At 49.9% G+C, this 20,393-nt stretch carries 16 protein-coding genes, 1 tRNA gene and 3 rRNA genes; 5 read left to right on the top strand and 15 right to left on the bottom strand.

Annotation, left to right across the window (positions count from 1 at the left end; genetic code table 11):
• Positions 1-100 precede the first annotated feature (100 nt).
• From G4551_RS21615 to rrf (G4551_RS21600), 4 genes are all read left to right on the top strand, one after another.
• Positions 101-3,007: ribosomal RNA gene (locus tag G4551_RS21615) — 23S ribosomal RNA — on the top strand.
• A 90-nt stretch (positions 3,008-3,097) separates the two neighbouring features.
• Positions 3,098-3,213: ribosomal RNA gene (rrf, locus tag G4551_RS21610) — 5S ribosomal RNA — on the top strand.
• Between the two features lie 14 nt (positions 3,214-3,227).
• A tRNA-Thr gene (locus G4551_RS21605) sits at positions 3,228-3,303 on the top strand.
• Positions 3,304-3,341: 38 nt separating this feature from the next.
• Positions 3,342-3,457, top strand: a 5S ribosomal RNA gene (rrf, locus tag G4551_RS21600).
• 88 nt (positions 3,458-3,545) lie between these two features.
• Here the strand turns inward: rrf (G4551_RS21600) and G4551_RS21595 are convergent.
• From G4551_RS21595 to G4551_RS21565, 7 genes are all read right to left on the bottom strand, one after another.
• The gene (locus G4551_RS21595; RefSeq protein WP_032941116.1) at positions 3,546-4,304 is read right to left on the bottom strand and encodes an amino acid ABC transporter ATP-binding protein; all 759 of its coding nucleotides are present in this window, start codon (positions 4,302-4,304) and stop codon (positions 3,546-3,548) included.
• A gap of 7 nt (positions 4,305-4,311) precedes the next feature.
• The gene (locus tag G4551_RS21590; protein ID WP_003839864.1) at positions 4,312-5,415 is read right to left on the bottom strand and encodes an amino acid ABC transporter permease; all 1,104 of its coding nucleotides are present in this window, start codon (positions 5,413-5,415) and stop codon (positions 4,312-4,314) included.
• A 9-nt stretch (positions 5,416-5,424) separates the two neighbouring features.
• Positions 5,425-6,606: an amino acid ABC transporter permease gene (locus tag G4551_RS21585; RefSeq protein WP_003839866.1), complete on the bottom strand. Its 1,182-nt coding sequence runs from the start codon at positions 6,604-6,606 to the stop codon at positions 5,425-5,427.
• 69 nt (positions 6,607-6,675) lie between these two features.
• Positions 6,676-7,701 (bottom strand): amino acid ABC transporter substrate-binding protein, encoded by a 1,026-nt coding sequence (locus tag G4551_RS21580; protein WP_003025295.1) that lies wholly within the window; start codon positions 7,699-7,701, stop codon positions 6,676-6,678.
• A 460-nt stretch (positions 7,702-8,161) separates the two neighbouring features.
• Positions 8,162-8,383, bottom strand: coding sequence for a lipoprotein (locus G4551_RS21575; RefSeq protein ID WP_003025292.1), 222 nt, complete (start codon positions 8,381-8,383; stop codon positions 8,162-8,164).
• Positions 8,384-8,653: 270 nt separating this feature from the next.
• Positions 8,654-11,767, bottom strand: coding sequence for an efflux RND transporter permease subunit (locus G4551_RS21570; RefSeq protein ID WP_003839869.1), 3,114 nt, complete (start codon positions 11,765-11,767; stop codon positions 8,654-8,656).
• 11 nt (positions 11,768-11,778) lie between these two features.
• The gene (locus tag G4551_RS21565) at positions 11,779-12,939 is read right to left on the bottom strand and encodes an efflux RND transporter periplasmic adaptor subunit (RefSeq protein WP_003839871.1); all 1,161 of its coding nucleotides are present in this window, start codon (positions 12,937-12,939) and stop codon (positions 11,779-11,781) included.
• Between the two features lie 419 nt (positions 12,940-13,358).
• Here G4551_RS21565 and envR point away from each other — a divergent pair, with 419 nt between their 5' ends.
• Entirely contained in the window at positions 13,359-14,015 is a 657-nt protein-coding gene (gene envR / locus G4551_RS21560; protein WP_003025283.1) for an acrEF/envCD operon transcriptional regulator, read from the top strand.
• A 45-nt stretch (positions 14,016-14,060) separates the two neighbouring features.
• On the opposite strand, the gene G4551_RS21555 is transcribed toward envR, so the two are convergent.
• From G4551_RS21555 to G4551_RS21520, 8 genes are all read right to left on the bottom strand, one after another.
• On the bottom strand, positions 14,061-14,225 hold the full coding sequence (locus G4551_RS21555; protein ID WP_003025279.1) for a DUF2556 family protein: 165 nt from the start codon (positions 14,223-14,225) through the stop codon (positions 14,061-14,063).
• An 82-nt stretch (positions 14,226-14,307) separates the two neighbouring features.
• Entirely contained in the window at positions 14,308-15,192 is an 885-nt protein-coding gene (yhdJ, locus tag G4551_RS21550) for an adenine-specific DNA-methyltransferase (protein WP_003839873.1), read from the bottom strand.
• Between the two features lie 88 nt (positions 15,193-15,280).
• Positions 15,281-15,577: a DNA-binding transcriptional regulator Fis gene (fis, locus tag G4551_RS21545; RefSeq protein WP_000462905.1), complete on the bottom strand. Its 297-nt coding sequence runs from the start codon at positions 15,575-15,577 to the stop codon at positions 15,281-15,283.
• A gap of 25 nt (positions 15,578-15,602) precedes the next feature.
• Positions 15,603-16,568: a tRNA dihydrouridine synthase DusB gene (gene dusB, locus G4551_RS21540; RefSeq protein ID WP_003025224.1), complete on the bottom strand. Its 966-nt coding sequence runs from the start codon at positions 16,566-16,568 to the stop codon at positions 15,603-15,605.
• A gap of 298 nt (positions 16,569-16,866) precedes the next feature.
• Entirely contained in the window at positions 16,867-17,643 is a 777-nt protein-coding gene (locus G4551_RS21535; RefSeq protein ID WP_003839876.1) for a carbonic anhydrase, read from the bottom strand.
• 128 nt (positions 17,644-17,771) lie between these two features.
• Positions 17,772-18,653 carry a 50S ribosomal protein L11 methyltransferase gene (prmA, locus tag G4551_RS21530; RefSeq protein WP_003839878.1) on the bottom strand — a complete coding sequence of 294 codons (882 nt, stop codon included), beginning with the start codon at positions 18,651-18,653 and terminating at the stop codon, positions 17,772-17,774.
• Positions 18,654-18,664: 11 nt separating this feature from the next.
• Positions 18,665-20,116, bottom strand: a complete 1,452-nt coding sequence (gene panF, locus G4551_RS21525) for a sodium/pantothenate symporter (RefSeq protein ID WP_003839880.1) — start codon at positions 20,114-20,116, stop codon at positions 18,665-18,667.
• Positions 20,106-20,348: a YhdT family protein gene (locus G4551_RS21520; RefSeq protein WP_003025216.1), complete on the bottom strand. Its 243-nt coding sequence runs from the start codon at positions 20,346-20,348 to the stop codon at positions 20,106-20,108. The genes panF and G4551_RS21520 overlap by 11 nt, the downstream gene beginning before the upstream one ends.
• Positions 20,349-20,393 lie beyond the last annotated feature (45 nt).

The raw sequence follows: 20,393 nt of genomic DNA, 5'->3' as shown, positions 1-20,393 counted from the left end.
CTGTTTCATTTCTCCGTAATAAGAAATGAAAAGCGGTGTGTTCGAGTCTCTCAAATTTTCGCAACACGTTGGTGTTTTACGAAACATCTTCGGGTTGTGAGGTTAAGCGACTAAGCGTACACGGTGGATGCCCTGGCAGTCAGAGGCGATGAAGGACGTGCTAATCTGCGATAAGCGTCGGTAAGGTGATATGAACCGTTATAACCGGCGATTTCCGAATGGGGAAACCCAGTGTGATTCGTCACACTATCATTACGTGAATACATAGCGTAATGAAGCGAACCGGGGGAACTGAAACATCTAAGTACCCCGAGGAAAAGAAATCAACCGAGATTCCCCCAGTAGCGGCGAGCGAACGGGGAGCAGCCCAGAGTCTGAATCAGCTTGTGTGTTAGTGGAACGGTCTGGAAAGTCCGACGGTACAGGGTGATAGTCCCGTACACCAAAATGCACAGGTTGTGAACTCGAAGAGTAGGGCGGGACACGTGGTATCCTGTCTGAATATGGGGGGACCATCCTCCAAGGCTAAATACTCCTGACTGACCGATAGTGAACCAGTACCGTGAGGGAAAGGCGAAAAGAACCCCGGCGAGGGGAGTGAAAAAGAACCTGAAACCGTGTACGTACAAGCAGTGGGAGCCTCTTTATGGGGTGACTGCGTACCTTTTGTATAATGGGTCAGCGACTTATATTCTGTAGCAAGGTTAACCGTATAGGGGAGCCGAAGGGAAACCGAGTCTTAACTGGGCGTTAAGTTGCAGGGTATAGACCCGAAACCCGGTGATCTAGCCATGGGCAGGTTGAAGGTTGGGTAACACTAACTGGAGGACCGAACCGACTAATGTTGAAAAATTAGCGGATGACTTGTGGCTGGGGGTGAAAGGCCAATCAAACCGGGAGATAGCTGGTTCTCCCCGAAAGCTATTTAGGTAGCGCCTCGTGAACTCATCTTCGGGGGTAGAGCACTGTTTCGGCTAGGGGGTCATCCCGACTTACCAACCCGATGCAAACTGCGAATACCGAAGAATGTTATCACGGGAGACACACGGCGGGTGCTAACGTCCGTCGTGAAGAGGGAAACAACCCAGACCGCCAGCTAAGGTCCCAAAGTCATGGTTAAGTGGGAAACGATGTGGGAAGGCACAGACAGCCAGGATGTTGGCTTAGAAGCAGCCATCATTTAAAGAAAGCGTAATAGCTCACTGGTCGAGTCGGCCTGCGCGGAAGATGTAACGGGGCTAAACCATGCACCGAAGCTGCGGCAGCGACACTATGTGTTGTTGGGTAGGGGAGCGTTCTGTAAGCCGTTGAAGGTGTATCGTGAGGTATGCTGGAGGTATCAGAAGTGCGAATGCTGACATAAGTAACGATAATGCGGGTGAAAAACCCGCACGCCGGAAGACCAAGGGTTCCTGTCCAACGTTAATCGGGGCAGGGTGAGTCGACCCCTAAGGCGAGGCCGAAAGGCGTAGTCGATGGGAAACAGGTTAATATTCCTGTACTTGGTGTTACTGCGAAGGGGGGACGGAGAAGGCTATGTTAGCCGGGCGACGGTTGTCCCGGTTTAAGCATGTAGGCGGAGGTTCCAGGTAAATCCGGTACCTTTTTAACGCTGAGGTGTGATGACGAGGCACTACGGTGCTGAAGTAACAAATGCCCTGCTTCCAGGAAAAGCCTCTAAGCATCAGGTAACACGAAATCGTACCCCAAACCGACACAGGTGGTCAGGTAGAGAATACCAAGGCGCTTGAGAGAACTCGGGTGAAGGAACTAGGCAAAATGGTGCCGTAACTTCGGGAGAAGGCACGCTGATATGTAGGTGAAGTGATTTACTCATGGAGCTGAAATCAGTCGAAGATACCAGCTGGCTGCAACTGTTTATTAAAAACACAGCACTGTGCAAACACGAAAGTGGACGTATACGGTGTGACGCCTGCCCGGTGCCGGAAGGTTAATTGATGGGGTTATCCGTAAGGAGAAGCTCTTGATCGAAGCCCCGGTAAACGGCGGCCGTAACTATAACGGTCCTAAGGTAGCGAAATTCCTTGTCGGGTAAGTTCCGACCTGCACGAATGGCGTAATGATGGCCAGGCTGTCTCCACCCGAGACTCAGTGAAATTGAACTCGCTGTGAAGATGCAGTGTACCCGCGGCAAGACGGAAAGACCCCGTGAACCTTTACTATAGCTTGACACTGAACACTGGTCCTTGATGTGTAGGATAGGTGGGAGGCTTTGAAGTGTGGACGCCAGTCTGCATGGAGCCATCCTTGAAATACCACCCTTTAATGGCTGGTGTTCTAACGTGGACCCGTTACCCGGGTTGCGGACAGTGTCTGGTGGGTAGTTTGACTGGGGCGGTCTCCTCCTAAAGAGTAACGGAGGAGCACGAAGGTTAGCTAATCCTGGTCGGACATCAGGAGGTTAGTGCAAAGGCATAAGCTAGCTTGACTGCGAGAGTGACGGCTCGAGCAGGTGCGAAAGCAGGTCTTAGTGATCCGGTGGTTCTGAATGGAAGGGCCATCGCTCAACGGATAAAAGGTACTCCGGGGATAACAGGCTGATACCGCCCAAGAGTTCATATCGACGGCGGTGTTTGGCACCTCGATGTCGGCTCATCACATCCTGGGGCTGAAGTAGGTCCCAAGGGTATGGCTGTTCGCCATTTAAAGTGGTACGCGAGCTGGGTTTAGAACGTCGTGAGACAGTTCGGTCCCTATCTGCCGTGGGCGCTGGAGAATTGAGGGGGGCTGCTCCTAGTACGAGAGGACCGGAGTGGACGCATCACTGGTGTTCGGGTTGTCATGCCAATGGCATTGCCCGGTAGCTAAATGCGGAAGAGATAAGTGCTGAAAGCATCTAAGCACGAAACTTGCCCCGAGATGAGTTCTCCCTGAGACTTTAAGTCTCCTGAAGGAACGTTAAAGACGATGACGTTGATAGGTCGGGTGTGTAAGTGTAGCGATACATTGAGCTAACCGATACTAATGAACCGTGAGGCTTAACCTTACAACGCCGAAGATGTTTTGGCGAAGAGACGACATTCAGCTTGATACAGATTACATCAGAACGCATAAAGCGGTCTGATAACAGAATTTGCCTGGCGGCTGTAGCGCGGTGGTCCCACCTGACCCCATGCCGAACTCAGAAGTGAAACGCCGTAGCGCCGATGGTAGTGTGGGGTCTCCCCATGCGAGAGTAGGGAACTGCCAGGCATCAAATTTAGTGTGCTGATATGGCTCAGTTGGTAGAGCGCACCCTTGGTAAGGGTGAGGTCCCCAGTTCGACTCTGGGTATCAGCACCAGTTTTTCGGTTAAAGTTCGGCACTTAGAAAAGAATTTGTCTGGCGGCTGTAGCGCGGTGGTCCCACCTGACCCCATGCCGAACTCAGAAGTGAAACGCCGTAGCGCCGATGGTAGTGTGGGGTCTCCCCATGCGAGAGTAGGGAACTGCCAGACATCAAATAAAAGCGAAAGGCCATCCGAAAGGATGGCCTTTTTGCGTTTATACGCGGAAATAAGCCGGAACTGTATCCGGCATATGGCTTTAATGAATAACCTGCGATAAAAACGCACGAGTGCGTTCAGATTTGGGGTGAGCAAAAAACTCATCCGGTGGTGCCTCTTCCACAATCTCGCCAAGATCCATAAAGATCACCCGGTCAGCTACTGTGCGGGCAAAGCCCATTTCATGGGTTACACATAGCATGGTCATGCCCGATTGTGCCAGACCTATCATGGTATCCAGCACTTCTTTTACCATTTCAGGATCCAACGCTGATGTGGGTTCATCAAATAACATGATTTTGGGTTTCATACACAGCGAGCGTGCAATGGCCACGCGCTGTTGTTGTCCACCAGAGATTTGCCCGGGATATTTATGCGCATGTTCGGCAATGCGGACCCGCTCGAGGTAGTGCATTGCCAGTACTTCAGCCTCTTTTTTCGGCATCTTTTGCACCCAGATAGGCGCCAGTGTGCAGTTTTGTAGGACAGTTAAATGAGGAAAGAGATTAAAGTGCTGAAAGACCATGCCAACTTCTTGTCGGACGCGCTCAATATTGCGGATGTCTTCATTGAGTTCAATCCCATCCACCACAATGCGTCCTTGCTGATGCTCTTCCAGATGGTTAATACAGCGGATAGTTGTCGATTTACCCGAACCGGAAGGCCCGCATAATACGATGCGCTCTCCCTGTTTTACCTTCAGGTTGATGTTTTTCAGGACGTGAAACTGTCCGTACCATTTGTTGACGTTTTCCAGCGTAATCATCGCGTCGGTAGACGGCATTAATAATTGGCTCATAAATTCCTCAGTGCGGTGTACGCCCGGTGTTAAAACGTTTTTCCAGATGTTGGCTGTAACGCGACATACTGAAACAGAAGATCCAGTAAATCAGTGCAGCGAAAACATATCCTTCTGTCGACATACCCAGCCACGCAGGGTCCACAGTTGCTTGCTGCACGCTACTGAAGAGATCAAACAGACCGATGATAATGACCAGACTGGTATCCTTGAACAGGGCGATAATCGTGTTAACCAGGCCAGGGATAACCAGCTTGAGGGCTTGCGGAAGAATGACCAGCCCCTGAGTTTTCCAGTATCCTAACGCCAGTGATTCAGCGGCTTCATACTGACCTTTTGGTAGGGCTTGTAACCCTCCGCGAACCACTTCTGCGACATAGGCCGACTGGAAAAGAATAACGCCGACCAGGGCCCGGATAAGCTTGTCGATACTGGTTCCTTCGGACATAAACAGAGGAAGCATGACCGAGGACATAAACAGAACGGTAATCAACGGCACACCGCGCCAGAACTCAATGAAAATGACGGATAAAACCCGCACGACTGGCATATGGGAACGACGTCCCAGCGCCAGTAAAATGCCCCATGGAAGCGCGCCTGCAATCCCCACGGATGCGATAATTAGCGTCAGTGTTAATCCACCCCACTGCCGGGTTTCTACGCGCTCCAGCCCGAAAAAACCCCCGTACATCAGCCACCAAACCACCACTGGATAAACGACGGCCCAGACGGCGATATAGCGGCCACGATGCGGGATTGTTTTCAAGAACATGGGAACGATAGACAGCAAACCAATTATCAGGGCCAGATTTACACGCCAGCGCTGATCGTGGGGATAAAGTCCATACATGAATTGCCCGAAGCGTTCATGAATGAACACCCAGCAGGCTCCGGCTTTGGTGCAGTCTGCTCGGGTTGAACCTACCCAGTTGGCTTGAAAGAATACCCAGTTCAACAGTGGCGGAAGAAATGACCAAATCAGCCATATGCATAGTAGGGTGAGCAGGCTATTTGACCAACTGGAGAACAGGTTTTTACGTACCCAGAGTAGGCTGCGGCTTGCCGGATTACTGCGCTGGCGTGAGGGGTGAGACAGCAGGGTTTTTGTCATCATGGCTCCTTAGCGCTCAATCAGTGCAATACGGCGGTTATAAATATTCATCAGCAAAGAAATACTCAGACTAATGATCAGGTATACCGACATAGTGATGGCGATCGTTTCAATGGCTTGCCCTGTTTGATTGAGTACCGTGCCGGCAAACAGTGACACCATGTCCGGATAGCCAATGGCGGCCGCAAGAGAAGAGTTCTTGACGATATTCAGGTACTGGCTGGTCAGTGGGGGAATGATGACGCGTAGCGCCTGTGGGATGATTACCTGGCGTAGCGTCACCGGATTTGGCAGACCCAGCGAGCGTGCGGCTTCATGTTGGCCATAAGGAACGGCCTGAATTCCCGCCCGAATAATTTCTGCAATAAATGCCGAGGTGTACACCGAAAGCGCCAGAGTCAGTGCCGCCAGTTCGGGAATAAGCACCATACCGCCACGGAAGTTAAAACCACGAAGTGCGGGAATGTCCCAGTGAAGCGCAGCGCCAAACATCCACTGTGAAATCACCGGTAAAAGTATGATCAACGCCAGAGCCGTGGGCCAGGTCCGACGTAGTTGGCCGGTTTTGGTTTGATGCATTCTGTTGAAGCGAAATAATCCGATGGTGACGACAATAGCGATAACGACAGCGGTGCAAAAGGCAAAAAAACCTTCTCCCATTTGTGGGGCCGGTATATAGAGCCCCCGGTTACTCAGGAACATCAAATCCAGTGCGTTAACAGCCTGGCGTGGGCCGGGCAGGTTACGTAATACAGCGAAATACCAGAAGAAGATCTGCAGCAGCGGCGGTATATTGCGGAACGTTTCGATGTAGATCGTCGAGAGTTTTCGCAATAACCAGTTATCTGACAGGCGTGCCAGTCCGAGAAAGAAACCGAGAATTGATGCGAAAACAATACACAATGCAGAAACTAATAGCGTATTGAGCAGGCCGACCACAAAGACACGACCATATGTATCGCCTTGCTCGTAATCAATCAGATGCTGGACAATACCAAATCCGGCACTGCGATCGAGAAAAGAAAACCCCGAGGTAATACCGCTATTGTTCAGGTTATTTATCGTGTTATGAATGAGATAGACCGCAATGCTGATAACCGCAATGACGGCGAGTATTTGAAATAACCAGGCGCGGACCGCAGGGTTAGAAAAGGATAACGATCCTTTTACGGTTGAGCGGCGATGGAACATAAGAAAACCTCAGTAACTATGACTCTGGGCTGAGCGCCGCAGTTGCGGCGCCCGTTACATCACTACGCATTAGCGCACCGGTGGCGCATATTGGATGCCACCGTTATTCCAGAGGTTGTTCTGTCCACGTTTGATCTTCAGCGGACTTTCCGATCCAACGTTACGTTCAAAGATCTCCGAATAGTTACCAACCTGCTTGATAATGTTGTAGGCCCATTTGTTATCAAGCTTCAGATCCTTGCCATAATCCCCTTCTTTACCCAACAGGTGAGCCATATCCGGAGTTGCTGGATTAGCCGCTTTTTCATCGACGTTTTTCGAGTTAACACCCATTTCTTCCGCATTCAACATGGCGAACAGCGTCCAGCGAACAATGGAGAACCACTCATCATCCCCACGACGTACGACAGGTCCCAGCGGTTCTTTAGAAATAACTTCTGGCAGGACGATCCACTCCGCAGGATTGCTCAGCTTGATGCGTAGGGCATACAACTGAGACTGGTCGGAAGCCAGCGTATCGCAACGTCCAGATTCCAGAGCTTTGGCTGATTCATCCGAGCGGTCAAAGGTGACGGGGGTGTACTTCATATTGTTGGCTTTAAAGTAGTCGGCCACGTTCAGTTCGGTATCGGTTCCCGCCTGAATACAGACCGTTGCGCCATCCAGCTCTTTAGCGCTCTTCAGACCTGCTTTATTGTGGGTAAGAAAACCAATGCCGTCATAATACGTTACGCCAGTGAAGGACATACCCATACCGGCATCACGAGAGGAGGTCCACGTGGTATTACGAGAGAGCATGTCGACTTCACCAGACTGTAATGCAGTAAAGCGTTCCTTGGCGGTGAGCGGGGTATATTTTACTTTGCTATCATCGCCAAATACGGCGGAGGCAACGCCACGACATACATCAACATCAATACCCGAGAACTTGCCGCTTGCATCGGCATAAGAAAAGCCAGGCAAGCCGTCGCTGATCCCACATTGCACAAACCCTTTTTTCTTTACGGCATCAAGTGTTGCGCCGGCATGCGCCTGATTTGCAACAGCAAGCAGCACGCCGGCCGCAGCCAGGCTGGCGATTATCATCTTTTTCATAGAGCATCCTGTGTGGAGGAATTATTGTTATGGAAACGTTCTGAAAACGTCTTTTACCTGTCTGTGGCTTTGGCCATACTCTTTTAAGCAAAGGTAGTGCCAGTTTTTTGCGCCTGATTATTCGACGCAATATGCAGAGTGTAGACAGGAAAAAATAAATGCAGCGCCCTGAAGTGGTGCAAAATTGAAACGTAAGCCACATTTCAGCGCAAAAAATTTAAAAATCAGACAGGACGCGTGATAACGATTTCTGGCGTTAATATTAATGGCGTGAGAATAATGAAAAGAAACTGTGGTGTAACGAAAAACAGAAAAAATGCTAATTTTAAATCGTGGATGTGTGAGGGAAATCTATAATAATTTTATTATATGTCAGTCGCTATTAAGCAACGTTTTGTCTTATATGTAGATTTTATGCTTAGTGCTCAAAGCGCGGTAATAACCGCGCTTTTGAGATGATTTATTTGGTCAGGGCGACAATCCCAAGTGTCAGTCCGGCAACGGCTGCAGCACCACCGGCGATGGCTCCGGCTGTTTCCCAGTTATCCTGGGTAGTGCCTTTCATACAGGTATTGGTATGAACCAGGCGCCCCTGATCGTCGTATACAGGTACGCAAGGAGAATCGTGTGCACAGCCAGCCAGGAATGCGGTAAGCAATGCAACGGATATTAATCTTTTCATGGTGTTACCTCAAAATAAGCGTTTCGCTAATTAAGCAAAGACAAACGCTAAGCCATCTGCGAACTCGGTGATTATTTTACCACTTCTTAAAAAAGGACTGACATGAGGAATAATCTCAATTCATGTGGATTGTAAAAATAATGGATAAAAAGAAAGGTCGTAGGCGAGTTTAGAGGGGTAGTTTAAATGAAATAAATGGCTATCTTACTAATAAATAAAGAGGAGCATCGTAGGTAAAAAAGGCGTCCGTAGACGCCTTTATTTTACAAATTAATCGTTGTGCCGACTAAAACGCCGTCTCACGACAACAAAGAAGACGGGGACGAAGAAGATAGCCAACAATGTTGCGGTCAGCATTCCTCCCATAACACCTGTACCGACCGCATTCTGTGCACCACTACCTGCTCCGTGACTGATAACCAGAGGCATAACCCCCAGAATAAAGGCCAGGGATGTCATCAGGATAGGACGAAGACGCATACGTGATGCCTCCAGCGTCGCTTCAATCAACCCCTTGCCTTCTTTATCCATCAGGTCTTTGGCAAACTCGACGATCAGGATGGCGTTCTTAGCCGAGAGGCCGATAGTGGTTAGTAAGCCAACCTGGAAATACACATCGTTATTCATCCCGCGCAGTGATGCTGCTAACAATGCACCTACAACACCGAGCGGTACAACCAGCATCACCGAGAAAGGAATAGACCAGCTTTCATACAATGCGGCAAGGCAAAGGAATACTACGATTAACGAGATGGCATACAGCGCAGGCGCCTGGTTACCCGACAGCCTTTCCTGATAAGACATACCCGTCCAGTCATGACCAATACCATTCGGCAGTTTTTCCGCCAGACTTTCCATCAGCGCCATTGCTTCACCAGTGCTTCGCCCTGGTGCCGCTTCGCCCAGTATTTCCATGGATGGCATACCGTTGTAACGTTCCAGTCGCGGTGAACCATAAATCCAATGTGATGCACTGAACGCAGAGAACGGAACCATTTCGCCATTGGAGCTGCGGATATACAGATTATTGATGTCCGCTGGCAGCATGCGGTATTTTGCATCCCCCTGAACGTACACTTTTTTCACACGACCGCGGTCAATAAAGTCATTGACGTAATAGCCGCCCAGTGATGCGGAGATAGTTTCGTTGATATCCGACAGCGATACCCCCAGTGCCTGTGCTTTCTCCTGATCAACATCCAGCTTAAACTGCGGAGTATCTTCCAGTCCGTTAGGACGAACGCGAACCAACAGATCGGGGTGTTTAGCGACCATTCCCAGTAGTTGGTTACGGGCTTGCGTCAACGCCGTATGCCCCAGACCGCCCTGATCGATCAGCTCAAAATCGAAGCCGGTTGCGGTACCCAGTTCAACAATAGCGGGCATATTGAAGGGGAAGACTAACCCATCGCGGATCTGGCTGAACGCGCGTGTGGCGCGTGCAATGACCGCTTCAACACTATTTTCCTCGCCGCTACGTTCATTCCAGGGCTTGAGGCTAACGAATGCCAGACCTGAGTTTTGCCCCTGACCGCTGAAGCTAAAACCGTTAACCGTGAAGACGCTTTCGACGTTAGCTTTCTCATTGGTCAGGTAGTACTGAGTAACTTGATCCAGTACTTTCTGGGTGCGCTCTTGCGTAGCTCCTGCCGGAAGTTGAATCATTGTCATAAACACACCCTGATCCTCCTCTGGCAGGAAGGAGGTCGGCAGGCGCATAAACAGAACCGCCATTCCGATCACGATGATCAGATAGACGACAAGGTAACGCCCTGTTTTACGCACAATACCGCTGACGCTATTGGTATAGTGATTGACGCTGTGATCGAATTTGGCATTAAACCAGCCAAAGAAACCGCTTTTTTTCTCGTGATGCTCAGCCGATACCGGCTTCAACAATGTTGCACAAAGCGCAGGAGTCAGGATCAGCGCTACCAGTACAGAAAGCGCCATGGCGGAAACGATGGTAATGGAGAACTGCCGATAGATAGCCCCAGTTGAACCGCCAAAGAAGGCCATCGGGATAAATACCGCAGACAGCACCATGGCAATACCAACCAGTGCCCCCTGTATTTGTGACATGGACTTTTCCGTCGCCTCTTTAGGCGGCAGATTATCTTCCATCATCACGCGTTCCACGTTTTCCACCACCACTATCGCATCATCGACCAATAGACCGATGGCGAGCACCATGCCGAACATCGTCAGGGTGTTTATCGAGTAGCCAAACGCGGCAAGTACGGCGAATGTGCCCAACAATACGACGGGGACAGCGATGGTTGGAATGAGCGTTGCCCGGATGTTTTGCAGGAACAAATACATGACCAGGAACACCAGCACGATCGCTTCAAACAGCGTTTTTACCACTTCATGAATGGAGATGGTCACAAACGGCGTCGTGTCGTATGGGTAGACCACCTTCATTCCCTGCGGGAAGAATGGTTGCAGTTCAACCAGCTTGGCTTTGATAGCGTTCGCGGTATCCAGCGCGTTTGCCCCGGTTGCCAGCTTGATCCCAAGGCCGGATGCAGGCTTACCGTTAATACGCGCCACGACGTTGTAGTTTTCCCCACCCAACTCGATACGCGCGACGTCTTTCAGGTGAACAACCGAACCATCGCTGTTCACGCGTAAAGTCACTTTTCCGAACTCTTCAGGGTCTTTCAGTCGCGTTTGCGCAATGATAGAGGCGTTCAACTGCTGGTTAGGTAATGCAGGCGTCCCCCCTAACTGACCTGCGGCAATCTGATCGTTCTGTACCTTCAACTGATTGATCACATCAACCGGCGTGAGCTGATATTTGTTCAATAAATTTGCATCCAGCCAGATGCGCATGGCGTACTGTGCACCAAACAGCTGCACGTCACCCACGCCATTCAGACGGCTGATGGAGTCTTTAACGTTCGAAGCGACGTAGTCGGAAATGTCATCCTGTGTGGTTTGTGGGTTGTCAGAAACAAAACCCGCGACCATCAAAAAGCTGCTACTCGATTTCTCGACGCTGATCCCTTGCTGCTGAACTTCTTGCGGCAGTAACGGAGTGGCGAGCTGCAGTTTATTTTGCACCTGTACTTGCGCGATATCGGGATCGGTACCGGACTGGAAGGTCAGCGTAATAGTCACACTCCCGGCTGAGTCGCTGGTGGAGGACATATACATCAGGTTATCGATACCATTCATATTCTGTTCGATAACCTGTGTGACTGTATCCTGAACCGTCTGCGCATCTGCACCAGGATAGGTGGCAGAAATGGCGACCGCAGGAGGCGCAATGGTCGGGTACTGTGCCACGGGCAGTTGCATGATTGCCAGAGCACCCGCCATCATCAGAATGATAGCCAGTACCCAGGCAAAGATAGGACGCCTGATAAAAAAGTTAGCCATGTCCGGTTACCTTATTGGGCTTTCGTGGCAGGAGTTTCGGTATCGGCGGTTGCTTTAACCTGAACGCCTGGACGTGCTTTCTGTAAGCCGCTCACGATAACTTTGTCACCCGGTTGCAGTCCTTCGCTGATAAGCCATTTGTCGCCAATGGCTTGTGCGGCAACGACTGCGCGAGACTCAACCTGACTCTTGTCATTGACGACCATTACGGTGGCATCGCCGCGAGGCGTACGCGTTACCCCCTGCTGCGGAACGAGAATGGCATTTGGCTGAACACCTTCATCAATGCGTGCGCGCACAAACATGCCCGGCAACAGCGTATGCTGTGGGTTAGGGAACACGGCTCTGAGGGTGATTGATCCGGTGCTTTCATCAACCGTCACATCAGAAAACTGCAAAGAGCCTTTTAGCGGGTATGACTGACCATTTTCCATCACCAGTTCGACCGTACTGCTGGTGCTGTCTTTATGCAGACTCCCTTGTTCAACAGACTGTTTGAGGCGCATAAAGTCGTTACTGGACTGTGTTACGTCGACGTAAATGGGATCGAGCTGTTGAACGGTAGCAAGCTCTGTAGCCTGGCCATTCGTGACTAATGCGCCTTCGGTGACGTTAGATTTACCGATGCGTCCGCTAATCGGCGATGTCACTTTTGTGTAGGCCAGATTGATACGCGCGCCTTCGACCGCCGCTTTTGCCGCGATCACGGAGGCATCGGCCTGACGAGCATCAGCAATTGCCTGATCGTACTCTTGCTGGCTGATGTACTTGGTGCCAACCAATGGCACATAGCGTTTTACCGTTAAATGCGCGATTGCAGCAGCCGCTTCACTCTTCGCCAGTTCACCTTTGGCGCTGTCATAGTCGGCCTGGTAAGTCGCGGGATCGATCTGATAAAGCGACTGTCCGGCTTCAATATCGCTTCCCTCAGTGAAATTCCGTTTAAGCACTATCCCGCTGACCTGGGGACGGACTTCTGCAATTCGGAATGCCGTTGTGCGCCCGGGTAATTCGGTCGTTACGGCTAAAGGAGCCTTTTCGACGACATGGACAGTCACCTGCGGTTCTGCGGGATGAGCTTGTGCTTCTCCCTGATCGTTACAACCGGCGAGTAATGCAGCGGAGACGATGATGAATGAGGGCAGGAGTGAAAACCTGGCATTTTTCGTCATTTCAATTCCTTAAAAAACCGAACGCTCGTTATTAACCGGGTAATGCAGGGGCGATAACGCGCACAAGAGAAAATAATAGTTGGCTATCCTACAAATTATTAGCTAGCGATGTAAGCAATACTTATTTATGGGTGCGATTCACGGCACGTAAAAGCAAAAAGAGATTAATCGACTGTTGTTTCATTGAGGTGTTAATAGCAATACTATGATGTGTATAAACACAAATTGAAATAAGTATTTGGTTTATGAATATATTGATTGTTGGTATTTGTTTTGTTTATTCGTGTGCAAAGTCAGTAATAATATTTTTTAGGGCTCGTTTAAATAAATGCTAAGTGATACATTTGTTCTGTACCGCAAATATTAGATAAGAAAGTTAATCATTCTCTACCTTACCCTTACCTCAGACAGCTGAAACCATGGCCAGAAAAACGAAAGCTGATGCCCTCAAAACGCGGCAGCACCTGATAGAAACAGCGATTGTACAGTTTGCCGCACGTGGCGTAAGCAATACGACGCTAAACGACATTGCAGACGCCGCCAGCGTGACGCGGGGGGCGCTGTATTGGCATTTTGAAAACAAGACGCAATTGTTTAATGAACTATGGTTACAACAACCGCCATTGCGCGATCTTATTCAGGACCAGCTTATTGGCCGTTGGGGAGATAATCCTTTACAGCGACTGCGTGAAAAGTTAGTTGTGGGGTTGCAATATATTGCGCAGAATCCTCGCCAGCAGGCATTAATGCAAATTTTATATCATAAATGTGAATTCCATAACGATATGATATCGGAACAGGCTATTCGTGAAAAAATTGGTATCAATCATCTGGGTATGCGCATTGCCTTGCAAAAATGTATGGACGACGGACTTATCGCAACCAGCCTTGATTTAGACGTTATAATAATTATTCTTCATGGGAGTTTTAGTGGCATTGTTAAAAACTGGCTCATTAATCCAATGAGTTATGATCTTTATAAACAAGCGCCAGTATTAGTTGATAATGTATTAAAAATGTTAAGCCCAGATGGTAGCGTAAGGCAATTAGCGCAGAGTGAGAGTCAGGTGGGGTAGTTTTAGCCGCCAGGCCTGACGGCTGCTGAAGTGGGGTTGGTGGCGCTATTCGAGGTCGACGCAGTTGACCAGCTTAAGGGGATTCACTGAGTTCATATTCCGGCACTTATCGTGCTCTGTTGTCATCAGCTCTATCCATTGGATGAGCAGCGCATCAAAAAGAAAAACGAATACTGCAAAAACAACCAGCCACCAATACTTGCGAATCATTACCAAACCCTGTGTATTCATGCCCAAGCGTGCAGGGAATATACACGAAATCTGTAACCTGAAAAGCAGACTTACAATGCCTTTACTTTGTTGAAAGATCGCCGCTCTTTGCCGTCAATCGACTCTTTTTAGACAGGTTTTTTGTCTTACGTTTTTTCACCTTGGCAAGCTCAATTTCTGAAAAATGAGAACCGATACTCAGTCTTCTGAGCCCCATTTTTACGTATTCAACATTGATCTCAATCCCGACAAACTTGCGACCCAATTCCACGGCGGTGGCACCGGTGGTGAAGCTGCCGGCAAACGGATCCAGTACCCTGTCATCTGGGTTCGAGGATGCCAGAATTATACGCTCCAGGAGGGCTTTGGGTTTCTGGGTGGGGTGGTTTTCGTATTCGTCCATCAGATAGCGAACGCGTGGGAACTCCCAGACATTTCCCGGCACTTTTTTCTGATTGTATGGCTGCGGTGGATTTTTTCTGTAGTCTATTAGCGCGCGTTGAGCCCCGGTTTTGGCTTCAACCAGAATATCGTCACGATTAAATGTGTAGTTTTTCTGATCTTTTACCATCATCAGGATCGGTTCATACATCGAACCAAAGTAATTTTTGGCCTGTACCCCTGAGCTATCGTATGACCACACGATACGGCTCTTGATAGTAAAGAGCTGGCGGCATTTGAGGTCAATATACGGCATGTTCTCCGTACTGTTCATGATGTACATGGTGCCGTGCGGTTTGAGAATGCGATGGCACTCGTCAATGCACTCAAACAGCCACGCCAGAAAAGCCTCTTCATCCCAGGACTCCACCATCCCGTCAAAATCTTTACCGATGTTATAAGGTGGATCGGCAAAAATGAGATCGACGCTTTCAGAAGACAGCTTTTTCAGTTCGGTCAGTGCATCACCCAGGATTATCTTTTTAGATTCATCGCCAAAATAGACAGGTTCACATCTTGCGTTCATCGCCAAAGCCTCCCGTGTGAAGTTAATAAAAAAGGCGCTTCCCCATGCCGAGTAGCGCCTTTTAAAACAAACATTTAACTGATTAGTATCAGTTCATGCCGTATTTTTTCAGTTTTTTACGCAGCGTACCACGGTTGATGCCCATCATCAGGGCAGCACGGGTCTGGTTACCGCGGGTGTATTGCATCACCATGTCCAACAGGGGCTGTTCTACTTCAGCCAGTACCAGCTCATAGAGATCGTTAACATCCTGACCATTCAATTGAGCAAAATAGTTCTTCAGTGCCTGTTTAACCGAGTCACGCAGGGGCTTTTGAGTTACCTGGTCCTGAGAGTTAACGGTAGAAACGGTCAGTACGTCAGAATTTACGCGTTGTTCGAACATAGTTCTGTCAGCTCTTTATTTCTGTTTACGCAAAATTTTCGAAGTATGCCTCCAACGCCGCCAGCTGTTCGCTGGAATCTTCAATGGCGTTGAATGTGCGCCGAAACTGGTCATCCGGAGCGTGTTCCTGGAGATACCAGGATACGTGTTTACGCGCAATTCGGTACCCTTTTGCCTGACCATAAAAGTCGTGCAGTTCCCGAACGTGCGCACAAAGCAAGCGCTTCACCTCTGCCAGAGGCAGCGGGGGCAGCAGCTCCCCAGTGTCCAGATAATGCTGGATTTCCCGAAAGATCCAGGGTCTTCCCTGAGCTGCACGTCCTATCATCAGGGCATCCGCCCCCGTATAGTCGAGTACAGCTCTGGCTTTATGCGGGTCAGTAATGTCGCCATTCGCGATAATCGGAATGGAAACTTTCTGCTTAACTGCCCGAATACTGTCGTACTCAGCATCTCCATTGAACAAACAGGCGCGGGTGCGTCCATGAATGGTCAGAGCCTGAATGCCACAATCTTCAGCCAGTTGGGCAATCTCTACGCAGTTACGGTGTTCCGGAGCCCAGCCGGTGCGAATCTTGAGTGTGACAGGAACGTCCACTGCATTGACGACCTCGGTTAGTATCGACTTCACTAAATCCGGGTACTGCAAGAGGGCTGAACCTGCGAGCTTACGATTCACTTTTTTAGCCGGACACCCCATATTGATATCAATAATCTGGGCGCCGCTTTCCACGTTAATACGTGCGGCATCGGCCATCTCAACAGGGTCGCTACCGGCAATTTGCACCGTGCGAATTCCTGGCTCATCAACGTGCACCATCCGTAAACGAGACTTGTCACTTTCCCAAACCTGCGGGTTAGAAGACATCATCTCGGATACCGTCAATCCTGCTCCCATCTCATAGCACAGCGTCCTGAATGGTCTGTCAGTGATGCCAGCCATAGGTGCTGCGATCAGGCGATTTCTGAGCTGGTATTGTCCGATGCGCATGAGTTAAGAAATGACCATACTGTGACTGCAAGGCGGCGTATATTACGCATTTTTCGCACGAGATGAAAGGCCAAACTTTGACCAATCCACTGAGGTGGATCAATGAATTGCCGTAAATGTGAACGCATGAAAATATTTAATCATATAAATCATTGCATTATAAAAATGTGTCGATTTTATATACACATATAATTTTGCGTAACTTCTCATTTTTTCTTCAGCTGCAGAAGGTACTGACAAGATATTCTGCTGAATTAATCAGCAAATTACCTCGCCATTGTGTGATCGCTACCTCATTTTAGTACAGGATCTCGGTATCCCCAGAATAGCTGTCCGTAATCTTGCGTTCATTCAACGGCTGCAGCGGGCGATTGTTTGCAGGCCCAACAATGTAGTGAAATTTATCCAACTGTTCGGCTGAAAGAGCAACAGGCGTTTTCAGGACAGCCCAGGTGACGCCTTCGGTGCAGGGTGGCGTTGTTAACGAACCACGGTAGCGCCAGTAGGTTTTATTGTCGGGTAAAAGCTGATTGATATTAACTGGTGAGAAGATGGGCATACTGCTGTCTTCCATGGCTGGAAAGGACTCCCACAAATTTTGAATCGCCTGGTTCGGTTCGCCGACGTCAAACATAACCGCCACGATAGCGATGTCTCCGGATTGATTTTTGTGGAGCAGCTGCAGCTCCAGCGGATAGGTTTTACCGTTGAGGGCATGTTCACTCGGGGCGTGGAATTCAAATTGTTTTAAATAATGAAGCGTTTCATCAATTTCAATGGAATTAGATGTATAGCTACTCATCGTTGCCTGCAACGTATGGTTAATGCTCCGAAATCTAGTTGGGCCATCGACGTACTGCATGTTGAGCGCGGGAAGACCGAGTTTACTGGTTGTGGTGGTCTGGATGTCTATGGGGGATTGGTTTATGCCTGTCTGGCACGTTGCATACGCTTTGCTGATTTCTCCCCACCGTGCGGGGCCGTTTTCTTCGGTATATCCCCATGGTACGGCCAGCGTGGTCAGTGGCATCAGGCATGCTGCCAGCAAAGTTGTTGTAAAACAGTTGAAACGCATACGTTTACTCAATGAAAATCAATATAAAAAATAACAAAATCAATTGATTATTATATCGCTGAGGAAAGTGTCGGTATGCTGGTCTATTGTCTGAAAATGGCGTGGTCAGATAACCACGCCGGAAGGGATTATTTTTTCTGGCCGGTAATGCGACACCACTCTTCTTTCTCAATAACCGGATCGAGCGTAAAGAGATCGGCATAGGCTTCACAGACGCTTTCCGCCTGGCTGGCAAGAATACCAGAAAGCCCCAGTAGACCACCCTCAACGGGCAGTACGCTGATTAACGGCGCCAGTTCACGTAATGGGCCCGCGAGGATGTTGGCGACCACCACGTCGGCTTTCATGGCTTCTGGCTGGTCTTTCGGCAGATAAAGCTCCAGACGCTCAGAAACGCCATTACGCTGGGCGTTATCACGGCTGGCCTGAATCGCTTGCGGATCGATATCCACGCCGATGGCTTTCGCCGCACCCAGTTTCAGTGCCGCAATGGCAAGAATGCCGGAGCCGCAGCCAAAGTCGATAACCGTTTTACCGTTAAGATCAAGACCGTCTAGCCATTGCAGGCACAGAGAGGTGGTGGGGTGCGTGCCTGTACCAAACGCCAGACCCGGGTCCAGCATCACGTTGACAGCATTCTCATCCGGGACATCGCGCCAGCTCGGGCAAATCCACAGACGTTCGCCAAAGCGCATCGGGTGGAAGTTATCCATCCATTCGCGTTCCCAGTCTTTGTCTTCGAGCTGTTCGATTTTATGCACGAAGCCTTCACCCAGCAGCGGATGCTGTTCCAGGATGGCAACAACTTCTTTCATGTCGGTTTCTGCATCGAACAAGCCGATAACGTCGGTATCACCCCACAGGCGAGTCTCGCCCGGCAGAGGTTCAAATACCGGCGTATCATGCGTATCCTGGAAAGTAATGGAAACGGAGCCCGCTTCCATCAGCGCATCGCTCAACTCTTCAGCGTTGGCACCGGTCGTGTTCAGTTTCAGTTGGATCCATGGCATGGCAAAACTCTTTATTTATCAGTAGTCAATATGGCGACTTGCGGGACGGCGGAACCGAAACGGTTGCCGATCAGGAAAGCCAGCAAGCTTATCAGTAACGAGGGCACGATTGGATGGAAGCCCAGGAACTGAACGTTAAAGGTGGCGAGTAAAGCATAAAGCACGCCGCCGACAATCATCGCGCTCAATGCGCCTGACGCGTTTGCCCGCTCCCAGTAGAGGCCCAGCACCAGCGGCCACAGGAAGACGGCTTCCAGCCCGCCAAACGCCAGCAGATTCAGCCAGATAATCATCTCTGGTGGTTTCCAGGCGGCCAGCAACAGTAACGCGCCCAGCAATAGGGTAATCACGGCTGACATGCGCTTCAGCCGGGTTTCATTTTTAAGCTGTTCCGGACGAAGGTTCAGGTACAGATCCTTAATGATCGTAGCGGAACTTTGCAGCAATTGGGCATTGATCGTCGACATGATCGCGGCCATGGGAGCCGCAAGGAAGATCCCGGCAGCGATCGGCGGCAAGACTTTGACCATCAGCGTAGGGATAACCAGGTCTGGTACCGTCAGGTCAGGGATTACCGCCCGTCCCAGAGCACCCGCCAGATGCATACCAAACATCAGGATCGCCACCACTATGGTGCCGATGATAATGCCGCGGTGTACCGCTTTACTGTCTTTATAAGAGATGCAGCGTACCGCCGTATGCGGCAGGCCAATTACGCCAAAACACACCAATACCCAAAATGAGGTCATAAACGTGGGTGACAAAATGTCATCAGCGCCCTGCGGCGAGACCAGTTTAGGATCGATAGTCTGCAGGGTTACCACCGCATTGCTAAGGCCACCGGCAGCATGGACGACGCCGACCAGCAAAACGATAGTTCCAATCAGCATCACCATACCCTGCATGGTATCGTTCAGTACACTGGCGCGAAATCCGCCGAACGCCGTATACAATGCGATACTGACGCCAAAAATCAGCAATCCAGTTTCGTAAGGAATGCCCGCTGCGGTTTCAAGCAGACGTGCGCCGCCAATAAACTGTACGGTCATTGCTCCGACAAACGCGACCAGCAGGCTGAGACTCGCCAGCCACACCAGCAGGCGGCTCTGGTAGCGCGCAAACAGCATATCGTTGAGGGTAACAGCATTATAACGACGCGCCAGAATCGCGAATTTCTTACCAAGAATCCCCAATGAGAGCCAGACGGCAGGCAACTGGATCATCGCCAGCAGCACCCATCCCAGTCCGTATTTGTAAGCAGCGCCAGGACCGCCAATAAACGAGCTGGCGCTAATGTAGGTTGCCGTTAGCGTCATCGCTAACACGACCCCGCCCATGGAACGGCTGCCAAGGAAATATTCATTCAGGAAGGTACCGGTCACTCTCTTACGCATGGCGTAAACAGAAAGACCGAAGACCACCAGAAGATAGGCGACCAGCGGTAAAATAACTTCAAGCTGCATCGTCATCCTCCAACGAAATGTCGCGATAGATAAACTTCACCATCGCCCAGCACAGCACGATGAAAACCAGCGGCGTTAGCAGGCAGGCCATTTCGAACCAGTGCGGTAAGCCGGTAAAACCCAGCGTTGAATCAGGTAAGTAAGCGGTCACTAACCATGTAACCAGATATAAAAGGGTTAGCCACAGCGCCCAGCGCGCCTCTTTATGGGCCTGAACAAAACGAGCGTCCATTTTTTGTCCCTTGTGGATAAAGAAAGCGGGGATTGTACCTTATGG

The organism is Citrobacter freundii ATCC 8090 = MTCC 1658 = NBRC 12681, from assembly GCF_011064845.1.
Taxonomy (GTDB): Bacteria; Pseudomonadota; Gammaproteobacteria; order Enterobacterales; family Enterobacteriaceae; genus Citrobacter; species Citrobacter freundii.
The sequence above is the reverse complement of the archived record's forward strand: the minus strand, read 5'-3'. Positions and strand labels throughout refer to the sequence as shown.

What these genes read in the sequence shown, in the direction of transcription:
- panF (WP_003839880.1), bottom strand. Translation starts at nt 20,116, where the DNA reads ATGCAGCTTGAAGTTATTTTACCGCTGGTCGCCTATCTTCTGGTGGTC.
- envR (WP_003025283.1), top strand. Translation starts at nt 13,359, where the DNA reads ATGGCCAGAAAAACGAAAGCTGATGCCCTCAAAACGCGGCAGCACCTG.
- G4551_RS21535 (WP_003839876.1), bottom strand. Translation starts at nt 17,643, where the DNA reads ATGCGTTTCAACTGTTTTACAACAACTTTGCTGGCAGCATGCCTGATG.
- G4551_RS21570 (WP_003839869.1), bottom strand. Translation starts at nt 11,767, where the DNA reads ATGGCTAACTTTTTTATCAGGCGTCCTATCTTTGCCTGGGTACTGGCT.
- prmA (WP_003839878.1), bottom strand. Translation starts at nt 18,653, where the DNA reads ATGCCATGGATCCAACTGAAACTGAACACGACCGGTGCCAACGCTGAA.
- yhdJ (WP_003839873.1), bottom strand. Translation starts at nt 15,192, where the DNA reads ATGAACGCAAGATGTGAACCTGTCTATTTTGGCGATGAATCTAAAAAG.
- G4551_RS21590 (WP_003839864.1), bottom strand. Translation starts at nt 5,415, where the DNA reads ATGACAAAAACCCTGCTGTCTCACCCCTCACGCCAGCGCAGTAATCCG.
- G4551_RS21520 (WP_003025216.1), bottom strand. Translation starts at nt 20,348, where the DNA reads ATGGACGCTCGTTTTGTTCAGGCCCATAAAGAGGCGCGCTGGGCGCTG.
- G4551_RS21575 (WP_003025292.1), bottom strand. Translation starts at nt 8,383, where the DNA reads ATGAAAAGATTAATATCCGTTGCATTGCTTACCGCATTCCTGGCTGGC.
- G4551_RS21585 (WP_003839866.1), bottom strand. Translation starts at nt 6,606, where the DNA reads ATGTTCCATCGCCGCTCAACCGTAAAAGGATCGTTATCCTTTTCTAAC.
- G4551_RS21595 (WP_032941116.1), bottom strand. Translation starts at nt 4,304, where the DNA reads ATGAGCCAATTATTAATGCCGTCTACCGACGCGATGATTACGCTGGAA.
- dusB (WP_003025224.1), bottom strand. Translation starts at nt 16,568, where the DNA reads ATGCGCATCGGACAATACCAGCTCAGAAATCGCCTGATCGCAGCACCT.
- G4551_RS21555 (WP_003025279.1), bottom strand. Translation starts at nt 14,225, where the DNA reads ATGATTCGCAAGTATTGGTGGCTGGTTGTTTTTGCAGTATTCGTTTTT.
- G4551_RS21580 (WP_003025295.1), bottom strand. Translation starts at nt 7,701, where the DNA reads ATGAAAAAGATGATAATCGCCAGCCTGGCTGCGGCCGGCGTGCTGCTT.
- fis (WP_000462905.1), bottom strand. Translation starts at nt 15,577, where the DNA reads ATGTTCGAACAACGCGTAAATTCTGACGTACTGACCGTTTCTACCGTT.
- G4551_RS21565 (WP_003839871.1), bottom strand. Translation starts at nt 12,939, where the DNA reads ATGACGAAAAATGCCAGGTTTTCACTCCTGCCCTCATTCATCATCGTC.